We start from the raw sequence: 15,737 nt of genomic DNA, 5'->3' as shown, positions 1-15,737 counted from the left end.
CTTCCTCGGTTTCAGGACGGGATGCGGTGCCGTTCGATCAGCTGGCGCGCGATCACGCCGCGCTGGATCTCGTTGGTGCCCTCACCGACGATCATCAGTGGCGCGTCGCGGAAGTACCGCTCGACGTCGAACTCCGTCGAGTAGCCGTAGCCGCCGTGGATGCGCACCGCGTCGAGCGCGATCTCCATCGCGGCCTCGGAGGCGAACAGTTTCGCCATCCCCGCCTCCATGTCCGCGCGTTCGCCCGAGTCGTAGCGCCGCGCCGCGTGGTGCACCAGCTGGCGGGCGGCCTCGAGTTTGGTCGCCATGTTCGCCAGATGGTTGCCGATCGACTGGTGCTGCCAGATCGGCTTGCCGAAACTCTCCCGTTCCTGGGCGTAGCGCAGGGAATCCTCCAGCGCGGCCCGGCCGACCCCGACCGCCCGGCAGGCGACCTGGATCCGGCCGATCTCCAGGCCCCGCATCATCTGGGCAAAGCCGCGCCCCTCCACGCCACCGAGCAACGCCGTGGCCGGGACCCGGAAGTCGTCGAAGGAGAGCTCGCAGCTCTCGACGCCCTTGTAGCCGAGTTTGGGCAGGTCCCGGGAGACCTGGAAGCCGGGTCCCTTCTCCACCAGCAGGACGGAGATCCCTTTGTGCGCGGGTTCGGCGCCGGGATCGGTCTTGCACAGCAACGCGACCAGCTGGGACCGGCGCGCGTTGGTGATCCACGTCTTGCTGCCGTTGACCACGTACTCATTGCCGTCGCGCCGCGCCGTGGTGCGCAGCGCCTGCAGGTCCGAGCCGCCGCCGGGTTCGGTGAGCGCCATCGTCGCCCGGATCTCGCCGGTCGCCATCTTCGGCAGATAGGTGTCCTTTTGCTCCTGTGTGCCATACGTGGCAAGGAGTTTCGCGACGACGGTGTGGCCGCCCATCGCTCCGGCGAGGCTCATCCAGCCGCGCGCGAGCTCCTCGGTGACCAACGCGTAGCACTGGGCGGAGACCTGGGTCTCGCCCCAGGGCTCGGGCACCGCCAGCCCGAAGACGCCCATCGCCTTCATCTGGTCGATGAGCTTCTCGGGATAGGTGTTCGCATGGTCGAGCTCCCGCGCGACTGGGCGGACCTCGCGATCCACGAACTCGGCCACGAGCGCGACGATCGCGGTCTCTTCCTCGGTCATGTGATTATCATGAGCGATGATGAGACGGTATGTGAAATACCGAATCATGATAGGCGCATACCGCGCCGCGATGCGAAGGGACGACGGTGGACTTCAAGCAGCTCAAGGCGTTGGTGACGGTCGCCGAGGTCGGCAGCGTGACCCGCGCGGCCGAGCTGCTGCACCTGGTCCAGCCCGCGGTCACCCGGCAGATCCGCACCCTCGAACAGGAGCTCGGGGTGCCGTTGTTCGAGCGGACCCGCCACGGCATGCGCCCGACCGAGGCGGGCGCGAGCCTCGTCGAACGTGCCAGGCGGGCCCTCACCGAACTCGACCGGGCCCGCGCCGAACTGGCCCCGAAACCCGGCGTGGTCGCCGGGATCGTCACGGTCGGCCTGCTGGAGAGCGCCGCCGAACGGCTCGCCGCACCGCTGACGACGGCCGTGCTGCGCGAGCATCCGGGGATCGAACTGCGGCTGCTCACCGCGTACTCGGGCCATCTTCAGCGGTGGATCGACGACGGCGACGTCGATCTGAGCCTGCTCTACAACCTGACCAGTACGCCGTCGCTCAACGTCCGGCCGCTGGTGCGCGAGCGACTGTGGGCGGTCGCTCCCCCGTCGGCCGGGCTGGATCCCGCGCGGCCCGTCCCGTTCGCCGAGGTGGCCGCACATCCGCTGGTGATGCCGTCCGAGGGGCACGCGCTCCGCACCCTCATCGACGGCGCGGCCCGTGAGGCGGGCGCCGACACCGAGGTCACCGTGCAGACCAACGCCATGACGCTGCAGAAACGTCTCGTGCTCGGCGGGCACGGCTGGACGATCCTGCCCGGCATCGGCATCGCGGCGGACGTCGCCGACGGCACCCTGAGCGCGGCCCCGGTCCGCGAACCGGAAGTCTGGCGCACCGTCGTCCTCGGCATGCCCCGGACCGGTCGCGTCACGCCCGCCGTCGACGCCGTCGCGCGGGCGCTGGTCCAGCAGATCCACCGGACCGTGCACGAGGGTGAGTGGCCCTCGGCCCGGCTTTGGGACGAACGAACAGGAGAAGGATGACCACGCTCCCCCGCACCGGCCACGCCGTCGCCGCCGACGGCACCCGGCTGGCCTACCAGTGGCACGGCACAGGCAGGCCGCTCGTGCTGCTGGCCGGGCAGGCGAACGACCACACATGGTGGGACCGCACACGCGGGGACTTCCCGAGCACGATCACCATGGACTACCGCGGCACGGGAGCCAGCGACGCGCCCGATTCCGCTTACACCACAACGGGTTTCGCGGACGACGTGATCGTGGTCCTTGACGCGCTCGAAGTCTCCGAGGCGGACGTCTACGGCACCTCGATGGGCGGCCGGGTCGCGCAGTGGGTCGCCGCGCGATATCCCGAGCGGGTGCGCCGGCTCGTCCTCGGCTGCACCTCGCCGGGTGGCACGCACGGTGTCGAGCGGTCGAACGACGTACGGCTGGCGCTGGCCCGGCGGTCTTCGGTGAAGGCACGGGAGACGCTGGAGGACCTCATGTACACGCCCGCCTGGCGAGCGGCGAATCCCGGCCCGTACCGGGTGCTGGGCGCGCACGGCATGCCGCCGCACGCGGTGCGCGGGCATCTCGTCGCGAGCAACACGCACGACGCCTGGGACGTGCTTCCGGAGATCACCGCACCCACCCTGGTCCTGCACGGTGACGACGACCTGCTCGCACCGGTGGCGAACGCGCCGTTGCTGACGGAGCGCATTCCCGACGCGCGAATGCATCTCTTCGCCGGAGCGCGGCACGCGTACTTCGACGAGTGCCGCCCCGAATCGAGCGACCTGGTGGGCGACTTCCTGGGATAGCCCATGCCGACCGGGCATGTGTCCATCGCGGATTTCTATTTCTCAACCGCAGGGATCACAGCTCATGATGGTCGGCATCCCGGAGCGAAGGAGCTTCCCTTGCCGCACAAGAAGTCCGGCGTCGTGGCGAACGTGGTCCGCGGCTGCCTCGGCAACCTGGTCGAGTGGTACGACTGGTTCGTCTACGCCTCGTTCAGCATCTATTTCGCGGCCAGTTTCTTCCCCGAGGGAAATCTGACGGCCCAGCTGCTGTCCACGGCCGTCGTGTTCGCCGTCGGCTTCCTGATGCGCCCGCTCGGCGGCTGGCTCCTCGGCCTCTACGCGGACCGGTTCGGCCGCCGGGCGGCGCTGACCCTGTCCGTGACGTTGATGAGCTTCGGTTCGCTGGCCATCGCCGTCACCCCCGGCTACGCGTCGATCGGCATCCTCGCGCCCGTGATCCTCGTGGTCGCCAGGCTCGCGCAGGGTCTCTCGGTGGGTGGCGAATTCGGTTCGAGCGCGACCTACCTGTCCGAGATCGCCACCCCGCGTCGACGCGGGTTCTACTCGAGCTTCCAGTACGTCTCGATCACCGTCGGGCAACTTTCGGCGCTGCTGGTGATGATCGTGATGCAGTCGCTGCTCACCGAAGCGCAGATGTACGCGTGGGGCTGGCGGATCCCGTTCGTGCTCGGCGCGATCGCCGGGCTCGTGGTGATGTACCTCCGCCGCAGCATGATGGAATCGGAACACTTCCAGCGCTCTTCGGCCGCCGGTTCGGCCGCTGGTTCGCCTCCCCGCGGCGGCCTGCGGGTCCTGCTGCGCGAGCACCGCCGCCAGGTTCTCGCCGTGCTCGGCCTCGCCATCGGTGGCACGGTGGCGTTCTACACCTTCACGAGCTATCTGCAGAAGTACATGGTGAACACGGCCGGGATCCCCAAACCGACCGCGTCGCTCATCGGTTTCGCCGCCCTGTTCCTGTTCATCTTCATGCAACCCGTCGCCGGCGCCCTTTCCGACCGCTGGGGCCGCCGCCCGGTCATGTTCGGCTTCTCCATCGGCGGCATGCTCCTGACGGTGCCGATCATGACCCTCGTGGGCAGGACCGGGAATCCGTGGGTCGCCTTCCTGCTCATGATCACCGCCATGGTCTTCCTCAGCGGCTACACCGCACTGTCCGCGATCATCAAGGCGGAAATGTTCCCCACCAACGTCCGCGCCCTCGGCGTCGGCTTGCCACACGCCGTGGCGACCGCCGTCTTCGGCGGCCTTTCGGAACCGATCGCGCTGGCCTTGAAGCAGGCCGGATACGAGAGCGTGTACTTCTGGTGGGTCACCGGGTGCATCGGGCTGACGTTCGTGGCGACTTTGGTGGTGCGGGAGCCTTCGCGCCGGTCCTCTTTGGAGGTTGAGGTGCAGCCTGCTCGGGATTCCGTTGCGGGGTGAGGTTGCTTCTTTGGTGGTGGTCTGTGGCTGGGCTGTGGTTGCTCGGGGCGGTTTGCTTTGCTGAGGCATTGGGGTTGGGGTTGGGGTTGGGGCTATTGAAACGTCGTGGCCGGATTCTGGCGACGGTTCCCTGGTTCGGGGCGGCCTGGACCGTAGCCGGATTTCGGCAACCGTCGCAGCCCAGACGTGCAAGGGTTCAGCACGCGGGAACCGGCGACGACCGCCCCGGCCGCGGAGGCCCTAAAAGGGAGTCGTGGCCAGTCTTCGGCAACGGACATCCCACTGGGAGCTCATGGCGGGCCCCGCCCATCGCCGAATTTCGACAACGAGACACAACCACACTCTGGCAACAACAGCGGCCGTTCCATAGATCCGCAAAGCGGAGTCGTCAACGACCATTCGGCCAGGACTGAAGATGGCTGTCGTACAAGGATCTGCACCAAAGGAGGCCGTTGCCGTATTCCGGCAACGAGTCAGAACCGCTGGTAACTCACGTCAAGACCCGAACCATGGCCGTATTTCGGCAACGACGCTCCGGCAACGGCAGTGGCCGTTCCGAAGGCCCCGTAAAGCGAAGGACTTGGCCACAGGACTCAGGGTGGCCGGCAAGCAAGATCCGCACCAGAGGAGGCCGTTGCCGTTTTCCGGCGATGGTTCAGAACGGTGGTGGTTCGGTGGCTGGGCGGGGTTCGTGCAGTGGTGGAGGCGAGCTGTCGTAATGCTGTCCAGTCGGTGTGGTGACGGTGAGGGTGCCGTCCGCGGCAAGCCGGTAAATCCAGCCGGGTTCGTCTTTGAGTCGGTGGTCGCGGCGGCACAGGTCGATCAACTCATCGGCGTTGGTGTGGCCGCCGAACTGCCACGGCACGACATGGTCGAGGTCGCAGGCTTGGGCGGGACGGTGGCAGCCGGGTCTTCGGCACTCACGATCCCGCACCCGCACGAACTCGCCCATCCCCGCCGTGGGCCGATACCGGTCTCGCCCCAAATCCAGTACCTGTCCGGAGAGCGGGTCGGTGATGATCCGCCGCAACACCGTGTCCGGCCCACTGGCGATCTCCCGCGCCAGCGACGCCGGGATGTGTCCGTGCCCGGCCAGTTCCGCCGGGTCCTCGTTCACGCCGAGGTAGGTGTTCAGATCCATGTAGAGGAATACCTCCGCCCGCTCGCTCTTGCCGCCCTGACCACTGAGCAGGAGGTCGAGGGCGACGTCGGCACGGAGCTGATCCAGGGTGCGAGGCTCGTCGCCGGTCTTGAGGGCGCGTGCCTCCCGATCGATCCGCGTGTAGGCGGCGGCGACCTTCTCCACCGGCCCGTCCTCGACCTCGATCGACGCCACCCCTGCCTCGCCGTGGCGCACCGTGAGGCGGCGGCCCGCCCGAGAATGCTCAGCCCGGCGAGAAGCACCCTCCCGATCCACCGTCATCGCCGCATGACTCGCCGCCTTCCGGACCTGCTCGGAGTTCTTCCCCTCCAACCGGTCTTCCAACAACACGTCTGCGGCCCGGGCGTCTTCGTCGGAGAGCCACGACGTCGCCGCCGCCACTTTCGCCGCCCCGAACCCATCCACCACCCCACGGTCCATCAACCCGAGTGTCCGCGGCAACCGGGTGGTCAACGCCTCCGCGGTGGAAACCAGAGTGCCCGCGTGACGGTCCACAACAGACAACGCGAACGCCACCTCCTGCACCACACTCGCCACCCCACCACGATGCCGCCCCAACCGTGCGATAGCGCGGAACCGCACCGCCTCCAACCGTGCGATCCCCACCGACGCCGCCACCGCGACATCCACCACATCCCTATCCCCCAACGAATCCAGCGAACCAATAACCTCCCCCAACACATCCGACTCGGTAATTTCCTTGAGCAGCGCCACAACGGCGTCAGAAGTATCCACACACAGAACGTACAACCGACCACCGACAGTTTTGAATCGCAGGAAGAACGCTCAATCGAGATCAAGCAACCCCTCAGCACCGTTTTCCAGCTGTCGCGCGAATTCCGCCGATCGCGGAAGCATGGTCGCCTCATAAGCCCGAACAGCCTCGCCGATACCGGCGGAGCCGACACTGGCGGAGCCCGCCAACGCGAGAGCGAGGTCGCACGCGTCGAGCATGGCCAAATTGACGCCGACGCCGAGCGGCGGCATCAGGTGGGCGGCATCGCCGAGCAGGGTCACCCATGGCGTGTGCTCCCAGGTGTGCGGGACGGGCAGAACGTACAACGGGCGATCGACGTACGGCCCGTCGTTGTCGGTGATCATCCGCAACATCGACGGCGACCAGCCGGAAAACGCATCGAGCAGCCTGCCGCGGACCTCCGAGCTCGACCCGATCCAGTCCGACGGCAGGCGTTGGATGATGTAGACCCGGATATGGTCGCCGCTGTTGCGCTGGGCGAACAGGCACCGGTCGCCGTCGGCCGCCATCGCGCTGCCCTGGCCGACGAGTTCGGCGAGTTCGGGGTGCGCGTTCTCGACGTCTTCGAACCATGCCTCAAGGAAGGTGATCCCGGCGAACTCGGGCACAGCGGCCGAAACCGCCGGACGGACCCGTGACCAGGCGCCGTCGGCACCGATGACCAAGTCCGTCTCGACGATCGTTCCGTCGGTGAACCGCAGGCGCCCGGGGGCCTCGGCCCGATCCAGCGTCCGTCCCCAGTGGACGGTGCCCGGCTCCAGCGAGTCGAGGAGCAGATCACGGAGCTGACCGCGGTCGATCTCCGGTTTGAACATCTCCCCTTCGGCAGGGACATGGTGCTCCAAGAGACGCCCAAGAGGATCCAGTTTGCGCATCTCCTGCCCTTCCGGACGGGCGAGCGCGAAGAACTCGGCGAGCAGGCCGGCTTCTCGCAGGGCCAGTTGGCCGTCGTCGGCGTGCAGGTCGAGGGTGCCGCCCTGATTACGGGCCTGGGGATGCGGGTCTCGCTCGTAGACCGTCACGGGAATGCCGTGTTTCTGAAGGATGCGGGCACAGGTCAGGCCGCCGGGGCCCGCTCCGATGATGCTGATCGTCATGACGCCAGAAAAGCAGAACGAGTTAAAAAGTGCAACGAGTCAACTTAGTGACTGTGACAACTCATGCGGTACAGTGCGCTCATGGAGACACCGGGACGGCGTGAACGCAAGAAGGCGGCCACCCGCCACGCGCTGGCGGACGCCGCGCTGAAGTTGTTCCTGGAGCGGGGCTACGACCAGGTGAGCATCCGCGACATCGCCGAGGCGGCCGACGTGTCGACCACGACGTTGTTCAAACACTTCCCCGGCAAGGAAGCACTGGTCTTCGACGAGTCCGAAGACAGGGAAGCGAACTTGATCGCCGCCGTGCGGCAACGGCCGGAAGACCAGGGCGTCGTCGAGGCGCTGCGCGAGTACGTGCTCGCCACGTGGCTGCCGCTCACGGCGCATCCCCAGTACGCCGGGTTCACCGCGCTGGTGAGCGGCACCCCCGCGCTACAGGAGTACGGCGAGCGCATGTGGACCCGGCACGCCAAGGCCCTCGGCGCCGCCATCGCCGAGGACGCCGGTGTGGACTCCGACGACATCGCCTGCCACGCGCTCGCGCGATTCGTACTGGACATTCCGGCGCTCACCCGGGGCAGGACGGATCCGCGGAAGGACGTCGAGCGGATCTTCGACCTGCTCACGGACGGCTGGCGCTAGGGCGTGTTTCACAAGTCAAGTGCGCGGTCTCCGCGCCCAGGCGGTCCCTGACGGCACGGGCGGATGCGCCCGAGTACGACCCGGTACGAGGCCGATCCGCCCGCACCGCCAGGGACCACCTGGATCACGAAGCCCATCGAACAGACTTGTGAAACACGCCCTAGTCCTCTTCGGGGCGGGAGCCGCGCAGCGAGCCCGGATGCGCCTTGGCGGACGGATCCTTGCGGGTCTTGAGCAGGCTCGCCACCGTCACCACGACGAGGATGCCGATGATCACCGCGAGGCTCACGGGCGTCGAGATCTCCGGGACGCTTTCGTCGATGTCCACATGGGCCCAGTGCAGGATCAGCTTGATCCCGATGAAGCCGAGGATGATCGCGAGCCCGGCGGACAGGTACACCAGCCGGTCGAGCAGGCCCTTCACCAGGAAGTACAGCGCACGCAGGCCCAGCAGGGCGAAGGCGTTGGCCGCGAAGACCAGATACGGCTCGTCGGTGACCCCGAAGACCGCGGGGATCGAGTCGAGCGCGAACAGCAGGTCGATCCCGCCGATCGCGAGCAGCACCACCACCAGCGGCGTGCCCACCCGCTTCCCACCGACGCGGGTGAACAGCTTGCCACCGTCGTATTCATTGGACAGCGGCAGCAGGCGGCGCGCGGTCCGCACCACCACGTTGTTCTCGACGTCCGGATCTTCGTCGCGGTGCCGGAAGAGCTGGATGCCGGTGTAGATCAGCAGCAGCCCGAACAGCAGGAACATGAAGGAGAACAACGAAAGCAGCGTGGCGCCGAGCGCGATGAAGATCGCGCGCATGATCAGCGCGACGACGATGCCGAACGTGAGCACCTTGTGCTGGTGTTCCTCGGGTACCGCGAAGGTCGTCATGATGATCACGAAGACGAACAGGTTGTCGACCGAAAGGCTCTTCTCGACGATGTAACCGGCGAAGTACTGCTGTCCGAAGTCGCCGCCGTGCGCGAGCGTCAGCCAGACGCCGAACGCCACCGCGACCAGGATGTAGCCCACCGACCAGGCCACCGCCTCACCGAAGCCGACCTTGTGCGGCCGCACGGCCGCGAGGATGAGATCGAGTGCCAGGAGCCCGAGCACCAGTCCGATCGTGACGATCCAGGTGAGGGCATCGATCTGGAGCATGCCAAGATCCTAAGCGCGGCTCGTCCGGTCCGCATTCGCATGACCGGGCGCCGCGTCCAGCAGCGCGGAGAGCGCGGTCTTGAGCAGCGGGTGGTCCGCGCTTCCCCGCCGGACCGCGGCGAACACGCGGCGCAGTGGCGGCTCGCCGCGCAACGGGACGGCGACCGCGCCGGGCACGGCGGTGAAAGCGTTGCGCGGCACCAAAGCCACGCCCTCGCCCGCGGCGACCAGGGTGGTGATCGCGTGGAAATCGTCGGAGACGTGCCGGATCTCCGGATTGGCACACGCGATCATCAGCACGTCGCGGCAGGGGTTGCCGGGCTTCGGCGCGATCCAGTCGTCGTCGGCGAGTTCGTCGATGTCCACTTCGGACGCTTCGGCGAGCCGGTGCGCGGTGGGCAGCACGGCGTCGAACGGCTCCACGTACAACGGGAACCGGGTGAGCCTGCTTTCATCCGTTCGTGGCGAGAGCCGGTACTCCTCGGTGATCGCCAGGTCGATCTCGCCGTCGAGCAGCAGCGGGATGCTCGCGTGCCCCTCGACGTCCTGCACCTGCATGGTGACCCCGGGCGAACCGGCGCGCAGGGAGGCGATCGCCGGCGCGACGACCATCGTGATCGCGGAGGCGAAACTCGCCAGCCGCACCAGACCCTGGACGCCGGAATCGAGCGCGGCCAGCGTCGCCCGCGCCCGTTCGAGCTCGGCGGCGACGGCGTTGGCGTGCACCACCATCAGTTCACCGGCGGGGGTCAGCGAAACCCGGCGGCCCCGGCGGCGAAGCAGCTGCTGGCCGCACTCGGCTTCGAGGGCGGCCAGCTGCTGGGAGACCGCGGACGGCGTCAGGTGCAGAGCCTGGCCCGCCGCCGTCACAGTGCCGTGGTCGGCGAGGGCGCGCAGTACCCGCAGCCGTCGCGGATCGATCATTCGTCCATCATGGACCTTGCCGTCACGAACGCGTCGACGGCACGGTTCACGTCTTCGGTCGAATGCGCCGCCGACATCTGCGTCCGGATCCGGGCCTTCCCGTGCGGGACCACCGGATAGGAGAACCCGATCACGTAAATGCCCTGGTCGAGTAGCAGATCCGCCATCTTGCCCGCCTTGGCGGCGTCGCCGATCATCACCGGGATGATCGGGTGCTCACCCGGGAGCAGGTCGAAACCGGCCTCGGTCATCCGGCGCCGGAACAGCTCGGTGTTGGCGCGCAGCTTGCCCAGCAGTTCACTGGAGGAGTCCAGCAGTTCCAGCGTGGCGAGCGCGGCCGCGGTGATCGACGGCGCCAGCGAGTTCGAGAACAGGTACGGCCGCGAGCGCTGCCGCAGCATCTCGACGATCTCCGCGCGGCCGGAGGTGTAGCCGCCGCTCGCGCCGCCGAGGGCCTTGCCGAGGGTGCCGGTCAGCACGTCGACCTTGTCCTGGACGCCGAACAGCTCGGGCGTGCCGCGTCCGGTCGGCCCGGTGAAACCGACGGCGTGCGAGTCGTCGACCATCACCAGCGCGTCGTAGCGCTCGGCCAGCTCGCAGATCTCGTCGAGCGGCGCGAGGTAGCCGTCCATCGAGAACACGCCGTCGGTGGCGATCATCCGGTACCGAGCGCCGGAAGCCTCCTTCAGCCGGGCTTCCAGGTCCGCGACGTCGCGGTTGCGGTAGCGCATCCGCTTCGCCTTGCAGAGCCGCACGCCGTCGATGATCGACGCGTGGTTGAGCTCGTCGGAGATGATGACGTCCTGATCGGTCAGCAACGTCTCGAAAAGCCCGGCGTTGGCGTCGAAACAGGAGCTGTAGAGGATCGTGTCCTCGGTGCCGAGGAACTCGGAGAGCTTCGCCTCGAGTTCCTTGTGCGGCTGCTGCGTCCCGCAGATGAACCGCACCGACGCCATGCCGAAGCCCCAGCGGTCCAGCGCCTCCTGCGCGGCCTTGACCAGCTTGGGGTGGTCGGCGAGGCCGAGGTAGTTGTTGGCGCAGAAGTTGAGGACGTCGCCGCCGGCGACACTGACCGAAGCCCGTTGCGGCCCCTGGAGCACCCGCTCGCCCTTGTACAGCCCGGCTTCCCGGATCTCGGCGAGCCCGGCCTTGAGGTCGTCGCGCATCGCGCCGTACATCAGTTCTCCGTCCAATCCAGAATGACCTTGCCACAGCGGCCTTCCCTGGCCGTCGCGAACGCCTTCTCGTACTCGGTGTAGCCGAACCGGTGGGTGACCACCGGCGAGATGTCCAGCCCTGCCTGCAGCAGCACGGACATCGAGTACCACGTCTCGAACATTTCGCGCCCGTAGATCCCCTTGATCTGGATCATCTTCAGCACGACGGCGGCGATGTCGACCGACACGTCGGAGGCGGGCAGGCCGAGCAGCGCGACGCGGCCGCCGTGGGACATGTTCGCGATCATGTCGCGCAGCGCCTCGGGCCGCCCGCTCATCTCCATGCCGACGTCGAAGCCCTCGGCCATGCCGAGCCGCTCCTGCGCGTCGGCGATGGTCGAGGTGGAGACGTCCAGCGCGAGGTCGACGCCGACCTTGCGGGCCAGTTCCAGGCGGTGCTCGCTGACGTCGGTGACGACGACGTTGCGCGCGCCCGCGTGGCGCGCGATGGCGGCGGCCATGATGCCGATCGGGCCGGCGCCGGTGACCAGCACGTCCTCGCCGATGACCGGGAAGGACAGCGCGGTGTGGACGGCGTTGCCGAGCGGGTCGAAGATCGCGGCGATGTCGAGGTCGACCTTGGTGCGGTGCACCCAGGCGTTCATCTCGGGCAGGACGGCGTACTGCGCGAAGGCACCATCGGTGTGCACGCCGAGGCCCTTGGTCCTGGCGCACAGGTGACGCCGCCCGGCCTTGCAGTTGCGGCAGCTTCCGCAGACCAGGTGACCCTCGCCGCTGACCAGGTCGCCCACCTTGACCGTCGTCACCGACCGGCCGATCTCGACCACTTCGCCGACGAACTCGTGCCCGATGACCAGCGGCGCGGCGATGGTGCGCGCCGCCCAGTCGTCCCAGGAGTCGATGTGCAGATCGGTACCGCAGATCCCGGCGCGCAGCACGCGGACGGCGACGTCGCCGGGGCCGACGGCGGGATCCGGCACGTCGGTGAGTTCCAGCCCGGGTGCTCGGTCGGCTTTGACCAATGCCTTCATGGCGCGAAGTCTGGTCCGCCCGCGCTGTTCAGTCCATCGCGAGTTTCTGAAATCCCTCGTTAGAGCAACTTCACAAGGAGCCCGGCACGCGGACCGACACGAAGTCCGGCCGCGGTACGACTTCGAAGCCGATCGACCGGTAAAGCCGGATCGCCGAAGTGTTCGTCGCCGCCGCGTGCATCATCGGGCGTTCGCCGCGAGCGCGGATTCCCGCCGCGACCGCGCGGATGAGCCGGGTCGCCAGTCCTTGGCCGCGATACGCCGGATCGGTGCAGACGGCGCTGATCTCGGTCCAGCCGGGTGGGCGCAGCCGCTCCCCCGCCATCGCGATCAGTTCGCCGCCACGCCGGATTCCCAGGTATGTCCCCAATTCGATGGTCCGTTTCCGGAACGGCCCGGGTTTGGTCCGCTCGACGAGGTCCAGCATCTCCGGGACGTCGTCCGGCCCCAGCAGGACGGCTTCGGGGTCTTCGGCGGCTTCGAGCGAGACGTCGACCAGCCGGACCCCGGCGATCCTGCCGAGGATTTCCCAGCCATCCGGGACGGGCAGTGCGTTGTGGACGGTGACCGTCGCCCCCGGACCCGCCAACGCGGCGACGTCGGCCCACACGCCCTCGTCCGGTTCGGGTGGCAGGGCGAAGAACGGGGCGACCTCGACCTGGTAACGCAGGACCTGGCCGAAGCCTTCGGCGAAGTGGGCGTGCGGCCCGGTCAGCGATTCCCAGGCCGGGTCGTCGAAAGGGATGGCCATGACGGATCCGACATCGGCGGGCCGCCGTTCATTCCCGCTCCCACATCCCGGACACGGCAGGCCGGGATCGATGACATCGTGGTCGTCGCGATCGGCCCGCGTCCGGGCTACGGTGGCCGAGATGAGGGACGACGCCGGACAGGACGCAGTGGACGCCACGCTGCTCGACGCCTTCCGTGCCGGCGACATCGACGCCGGAGAGGCGCTGTTCCGGCGGCACGCCGAGCCGCTCCGCCGGATCGCGGCGGGCTGGGTCGCCGAGCCCGCCGAACGGGACGACCTCGTCGCCGAGGCCTTCGTGCGTGTCCTGGGCGTCATTCGGGCGGGCGGCGGCCCGCGGGAGAACCTCCGCCCCTATCTCGCGGTCACCATCCGGAATCTCGCGGCCAAGTGGAGCCGTCACCACAAACGGGTCGAGTTGTACGGCACGGCCCCGGCGGTCGAAGAGGCCGCCGGGGCCGTGGGCGCGGAAGAACTGCTCATCCGCCGTTCGAACGCCCGGTTGGCGTGGCGTGCCTATTGCGCGCTCCCCGGCCGCTGGCGGACCGTGTTGTGGCGGACCGAGGCCGAAGGAGACTCGCCGAAGGTGGTGGCACCGCTGCTCGGCGTGTCACCCAACGGCGCCTCCGTCCTGGCGCTGCGGGCCCGCGAAGGGCTACGCCAAGCCTTCCTCCAGGCACAGGTCCCCGAAGCGGGCACGCCGTACTGCCGGGAAGCGCGGCGGCGCATGGGCGCGTGGCTCCGCGGCGGCGTGCCGGTCCGCCGGGCGGTTCTGATCGCCGCGCATCTGGCGGACTGCGAACCCTGCCGGACCGTCGCCACCCGGCTCGACGAGATCAACCGCGAGATGCCGCCGGGAGTCCGCGCCGTCCCCGCCTGAGCGGATCAGCCGAGAACCGGCGCGCCCTCCCCCGCGATCCGCAGCGCCTCCACCAGTTCGCGATACAGCGTGTCGGTGGCGAACAACTGTTCGTGGCTGCCACTCGCCCGCACGCGGCCGTCCTCCATCACCACGATGGTGTCCGCGTCGATCACCGTGGACAGCCGGTGCGCCACGGTGACCACGGCCCCTTCGCGCGCCAGCCGTCGGATGCAGTCGTGGATCGCGCTCTCGGTCCGGCCGTCGACCTGCGCGGTCGCCTCGTCCAGCAGCACCACGTCCGGCGTGCGCAGGATCGCCCTGGCCAGCGCGATCCGCTGCCGTTCCCCACCGGACACCGACGTCGACGAAAGCGGGGTGTCGAGGCCCTCGTCGAGTGCGGCGATCTTGTCGCTCAGCCGGACTTCGCCGAGTGCCCGCCGCACCTCCTCCTCGGTCGCGTCCGGATGGGTGAAGAGCACGTTCTCCCTGATCGTCCCCGGCACGATGGGCGTCTCCTGCTCGACGTAGGCCAGCCGTGCCCGCACCTCCGCGTACGGCAGGTCCGTGTACTCACGCCCGTCCAGCAGCACGGAACCCGACTGCGGCCGCACGAACCGCATGATCAGCGACAGCATCGTGGTCTTGCCCGCACCGGACGGCCCGACGATCGCGGTGTGCCCGCGCCTCGGGATCTTCAGCGACACGTCCCGCAGCGCCGGATCGCCGCCGTAGCTCACGGTCACCCCGCGCAGTTCCAGTACCGGGCCGTCCCGCCCGTCCGCGGTCTCCGGCGCCGTGGCCACCGTGTCCTCTTCGATCTCCAGCGCGTCCATCTCCCGGATCCGCCCCGCCGCCGCGATGCCCGCCTGCAACGTGGTCATGTTCTGGCTCAGTTCGGTGATCGGCTCCATCAACGCGAAGGCGTAGAGCAGGAACGCGATGAGGCTCGACACCTCGAGCAAACCCGCGCCGACGCGCCAGGCACCGAGGCCGAGGATCACCAGGATCGCGCCCTGGATGCCGGTCCACGCCACCACCCAGGCGACGGCCTCCCGCCGCACCGCACGGACGCCGTGCACGGTTGCGGCTTCGGCGTCGACCAGGACCCGCTCGGACTGCCGGTCTTCGGCGCGGCTGGCCTTCACCGTGCGGATCGCCCGCAGCGCGCCCTCGAGGACGCCACCGAGACGGCCCACCCGGTCTTGCGCCTTCTCCTGTTCCTTCGCGATGGCGGGCATGAGCCACGCGAACAGCGCGATCACCACGAGCACGGCGGCCACCGTCGTCGCGAGCAGCACCGGGTCGAGCACGCTCATCAGCGCCAAGGTGCCGATGAGCATCACGACGCCGTTGATCAGCCCGATCACGCTGGACGACGCCGCCTCGCGCAGCAGCACGGTGTCCGAGGTGACGCGGGTGACCAGTTCCCCCGTCGGCCGCTTCGTGACCGCCGGGATCGTCGCGCGGAAGAACCGCCGCACCATCGATTCCCTGGCCTTCAGCACCACCCGCTCGCCGACCGTGCCGAGCAGGATCCACTGCGTCAGCCAGATCACCGAGCCGACCAGCATCAGGCCGAGCAGCGCCAGTACGGGTCCGGCCAGCGACTCCGACGAGCCCAGCGAGTCGAGCACCCATTTCGTGACCATGGGCGTCGCGAGACCGGTCGCGGAGCCGAGCAGGGCGAGTACCAGGCCGATCGCGAGTGCCCCCTTGTGCGGCCGCGCGAACGACCACAGCACCTTCAATCGTGGAGTATCCATGGTTCTCAACGGA

General features: G+C 68.6%; 14 protein-coding genes. 5 read left to right on the top strand and 9 right to left on the bottom strand.

The window, feature by feature from the left end; translation table 11 throughout:
• Positions 1-11: 11 nt before the first annotated feature.
• Entirely contained in the window at positions 12-1,160 is a 1,149-nt protein-coding gene (locus DL990_RS31795) for an acyl-CoA dehydrogenase family protein (RefSeq protein WP_125800889.1), read from the bottom strand.
• Positions 1,161-1,246: 86 nt separating this feature from the next.
• On the opposite strand from DL990_RS31795, the gene DL990_RS31790 reads away from it, so the two are divergent.
• From DL990_RS31790 to DL990_RS31780, 3 genes are all read left to right on the top strand, one after another.
• On the top strand, positions 1,247-2,194 hold the full coding sequence (locus DL990_RS31790) for a LysR substrate-binding domain-containing protein (protein WP_125800888.1): 948 nt from the start codon (positions 1,247-1,249) through the stop codon (positions 2,192-2,194).
• Positions 2,191-2,973, top strand: a complete 783-nt coding sequence (locus DL990_RS31785; RefSeq protein ID WP_125785780.1) for an alpha/beta fold hydrolase — start codon at positions 2,191-2,193, stop codon at positions 2,971-2,973. The genes DL990_RS31790 and DL990_RS31785 overlap by 4 nt, the downstream gene beginning before the upstream one ends.
• Positions 2,974-3,072: 99 nt before the next feature.
• Entirely contained in the window at positions 3,073-4,398 is a 1,326-nt protein-coding gene (locus tag DL990_RS31780) for an MFS transporter (RefSeq protein ID WP_199746687.1), read from the top strand.
• A gap of 655 nt (positions 4,399-5,053) precedes the next feature.
• On the opposite strand, the gene DL990_RS31775 is transcribed toward DL990_RS31780, so the two are convergent.
• Positions 5,054-6,274 (bottom strand): HNH endonuclease signature motif containing protein, encoded by a 1,221-nt coding sequence (locus DL990_RS31775; RefSeq protein WP_199746686.1) that lies wholly within the window; start codon positions 6,272-6,274, stop codon positions 5,054-5,056.
• Between the two features lie 72 nt (positions 6,275-6,346).
• Positions 6,347-7,414, bottom strand: a complete 1,068-nt coding sequence (locus tag DL990_RS31770) for an NAD(P)/FAD-dependent oxidoreductase (protein ID WP_125786383.1) — start codon at positions 7,412-7,414, stop codon at positions 6,347-6,349.
• An 81-nt stretch (positions 7,415-7,495) separates the two neighbouring features.
• Here DL990_RS31770 and DL990_RS31765 point away from each other — a divergent pair, with 81 nt between their 5' ends.
• Positions 7,496-8,059: a TetR/AcrR family transcriptional regulator gene (locus tag DL990_RS31765; RefSeq protein WP_125786382.1), complete on the top strand. Its 564-nt coding sequence runs from the start codon at positions 7,496-7,498 to the stop codon at positions 8,057-8,059.
• A 160-nt stretch (positions 8,060-8,219) separates the two neighbouring features.
• Here DL990_RS31765 and DL990_RS31760 read toward each other — a convergent pair whose 3' ends face one another.
• The 5 genes from DL990_RS31760 to DL990_RS31740 all read right to left on the bottom strand — a co-directional run bounded on the left by DL990_RS31760 (position 8,220) and on the right by DL990_RS31740 (position 13,099).
• On the bottom strand, positions 8,220-9,215 hold the full coding sequence (locus DL990_RS31760; protein ID WP_125800887.1) for a TerC/Alx family metal homeostasis membrane protein: 996 nt from the start codon (positions 9,213-9,215) through the stop codon (positions 8,220-8,222).
• 9 nt (positions 9,216-9,224) lie between these two features.
• Positions 9,225-10,139 carry a LysR family transcriptional regulator gene (locus DL990_RS31755; RefSeq protein WP_125800886.1) on the bottom strand — a complete coding sequence of 305 codons (915 nt, stop codon included), beginning with the start codon at positions 10,137-10,139 and terminating at the stop codon, positions 9,225-9,227.
• Positions 10,136-11,317 carry a glycine C-acetyltransferase gene (locus tag DL990_RS31750; protein ID WP_125786394.1) on the bottom strand — a complete coding sequence of 394 codons (1,182 nt, stop codon included), beginning with the start codon at positions 11,315-11,317 and terminating at the stop codon, positions 10,136-10,138. Before DL990_RS31750 ends, DL990_RS31755 begins: the two co-directional genes overlap by 4 nt.
• The gene (gene tdh / locus DL990_RS31745; protein WP_125786379.1) at positions 11,317-12,348 is read right to left on the bottom strand and encodes an L-threonine 3-dehydrogenase; all 1,032 of its coding nucleotides are present in this window, start codon (positions 12,346-12,348) and stop codon (positions 11,317-11,319) included. Before tdh ends, DL990_RS31750 begins: the two co-directional genes overlap by 1 nt.
• A 70-nt stretch (positions 12,349-12,418) precedes the next feature.
• Positions 12,419-13,099, bottom strand: a complete 681-nt coding sequence (locus DL990_RS31740) for a GNAT family N-acetyltransferase (protein ID WP_125800885.1) — start codon at positions 13,097-13,099, stop codon at positions 12,419-12,421.
• A gap of 121 nt (positions 13,100-13,220) precedes the next feature.
• Between DL990_RS31740 and DL990_RS31735 the strand changes: the two genes are divergently transcribed.
• Positions 13,221-13,979, top strand: coding sequence for a sigma-70 family RNA polymerase sigma factor (locus DL990_RS31735; RefSeq protein ID WP_125786377.1), 759 nt, complete (start codon positions 13,221-13,223; stop codon positions 13,977-13,979).
• 5 nt (positions 13,980-13,984) lie between these two features.
• Here the strand turns inward: DL990_RS31735 and DL990_RS31730 are convergent, their stop codons facing one another.
• Positions 13,985-15,724: an ABC transporter ATP-binding protein gene (locus DL990_RS31730; protein WP_233620630.1), complete on the bottom strand. Its 1,740-nt coding sequence runs from the start codon at positions 15,722-15,724 to the stop codon at positions 13,985-13,987.
• Positions 15,725-15,737: the final 13 nt, after the last annotated feature.

Origin of the sequence: Amycolatopsis sp. WAC 01416, from assembly GCF_003947485.1 — a bacterium.
Lineage (GTDB): Bacteria > Actinomycetota > Actinomycetes > Mycobacteriales > Pseudonocardiaceae > Amycolatopsis.
The sequence above is the reverse complement of the archived record's forward strand: the minus strand, read 5'-3'. Positions and strand labels throughout refer to the sequence as shown.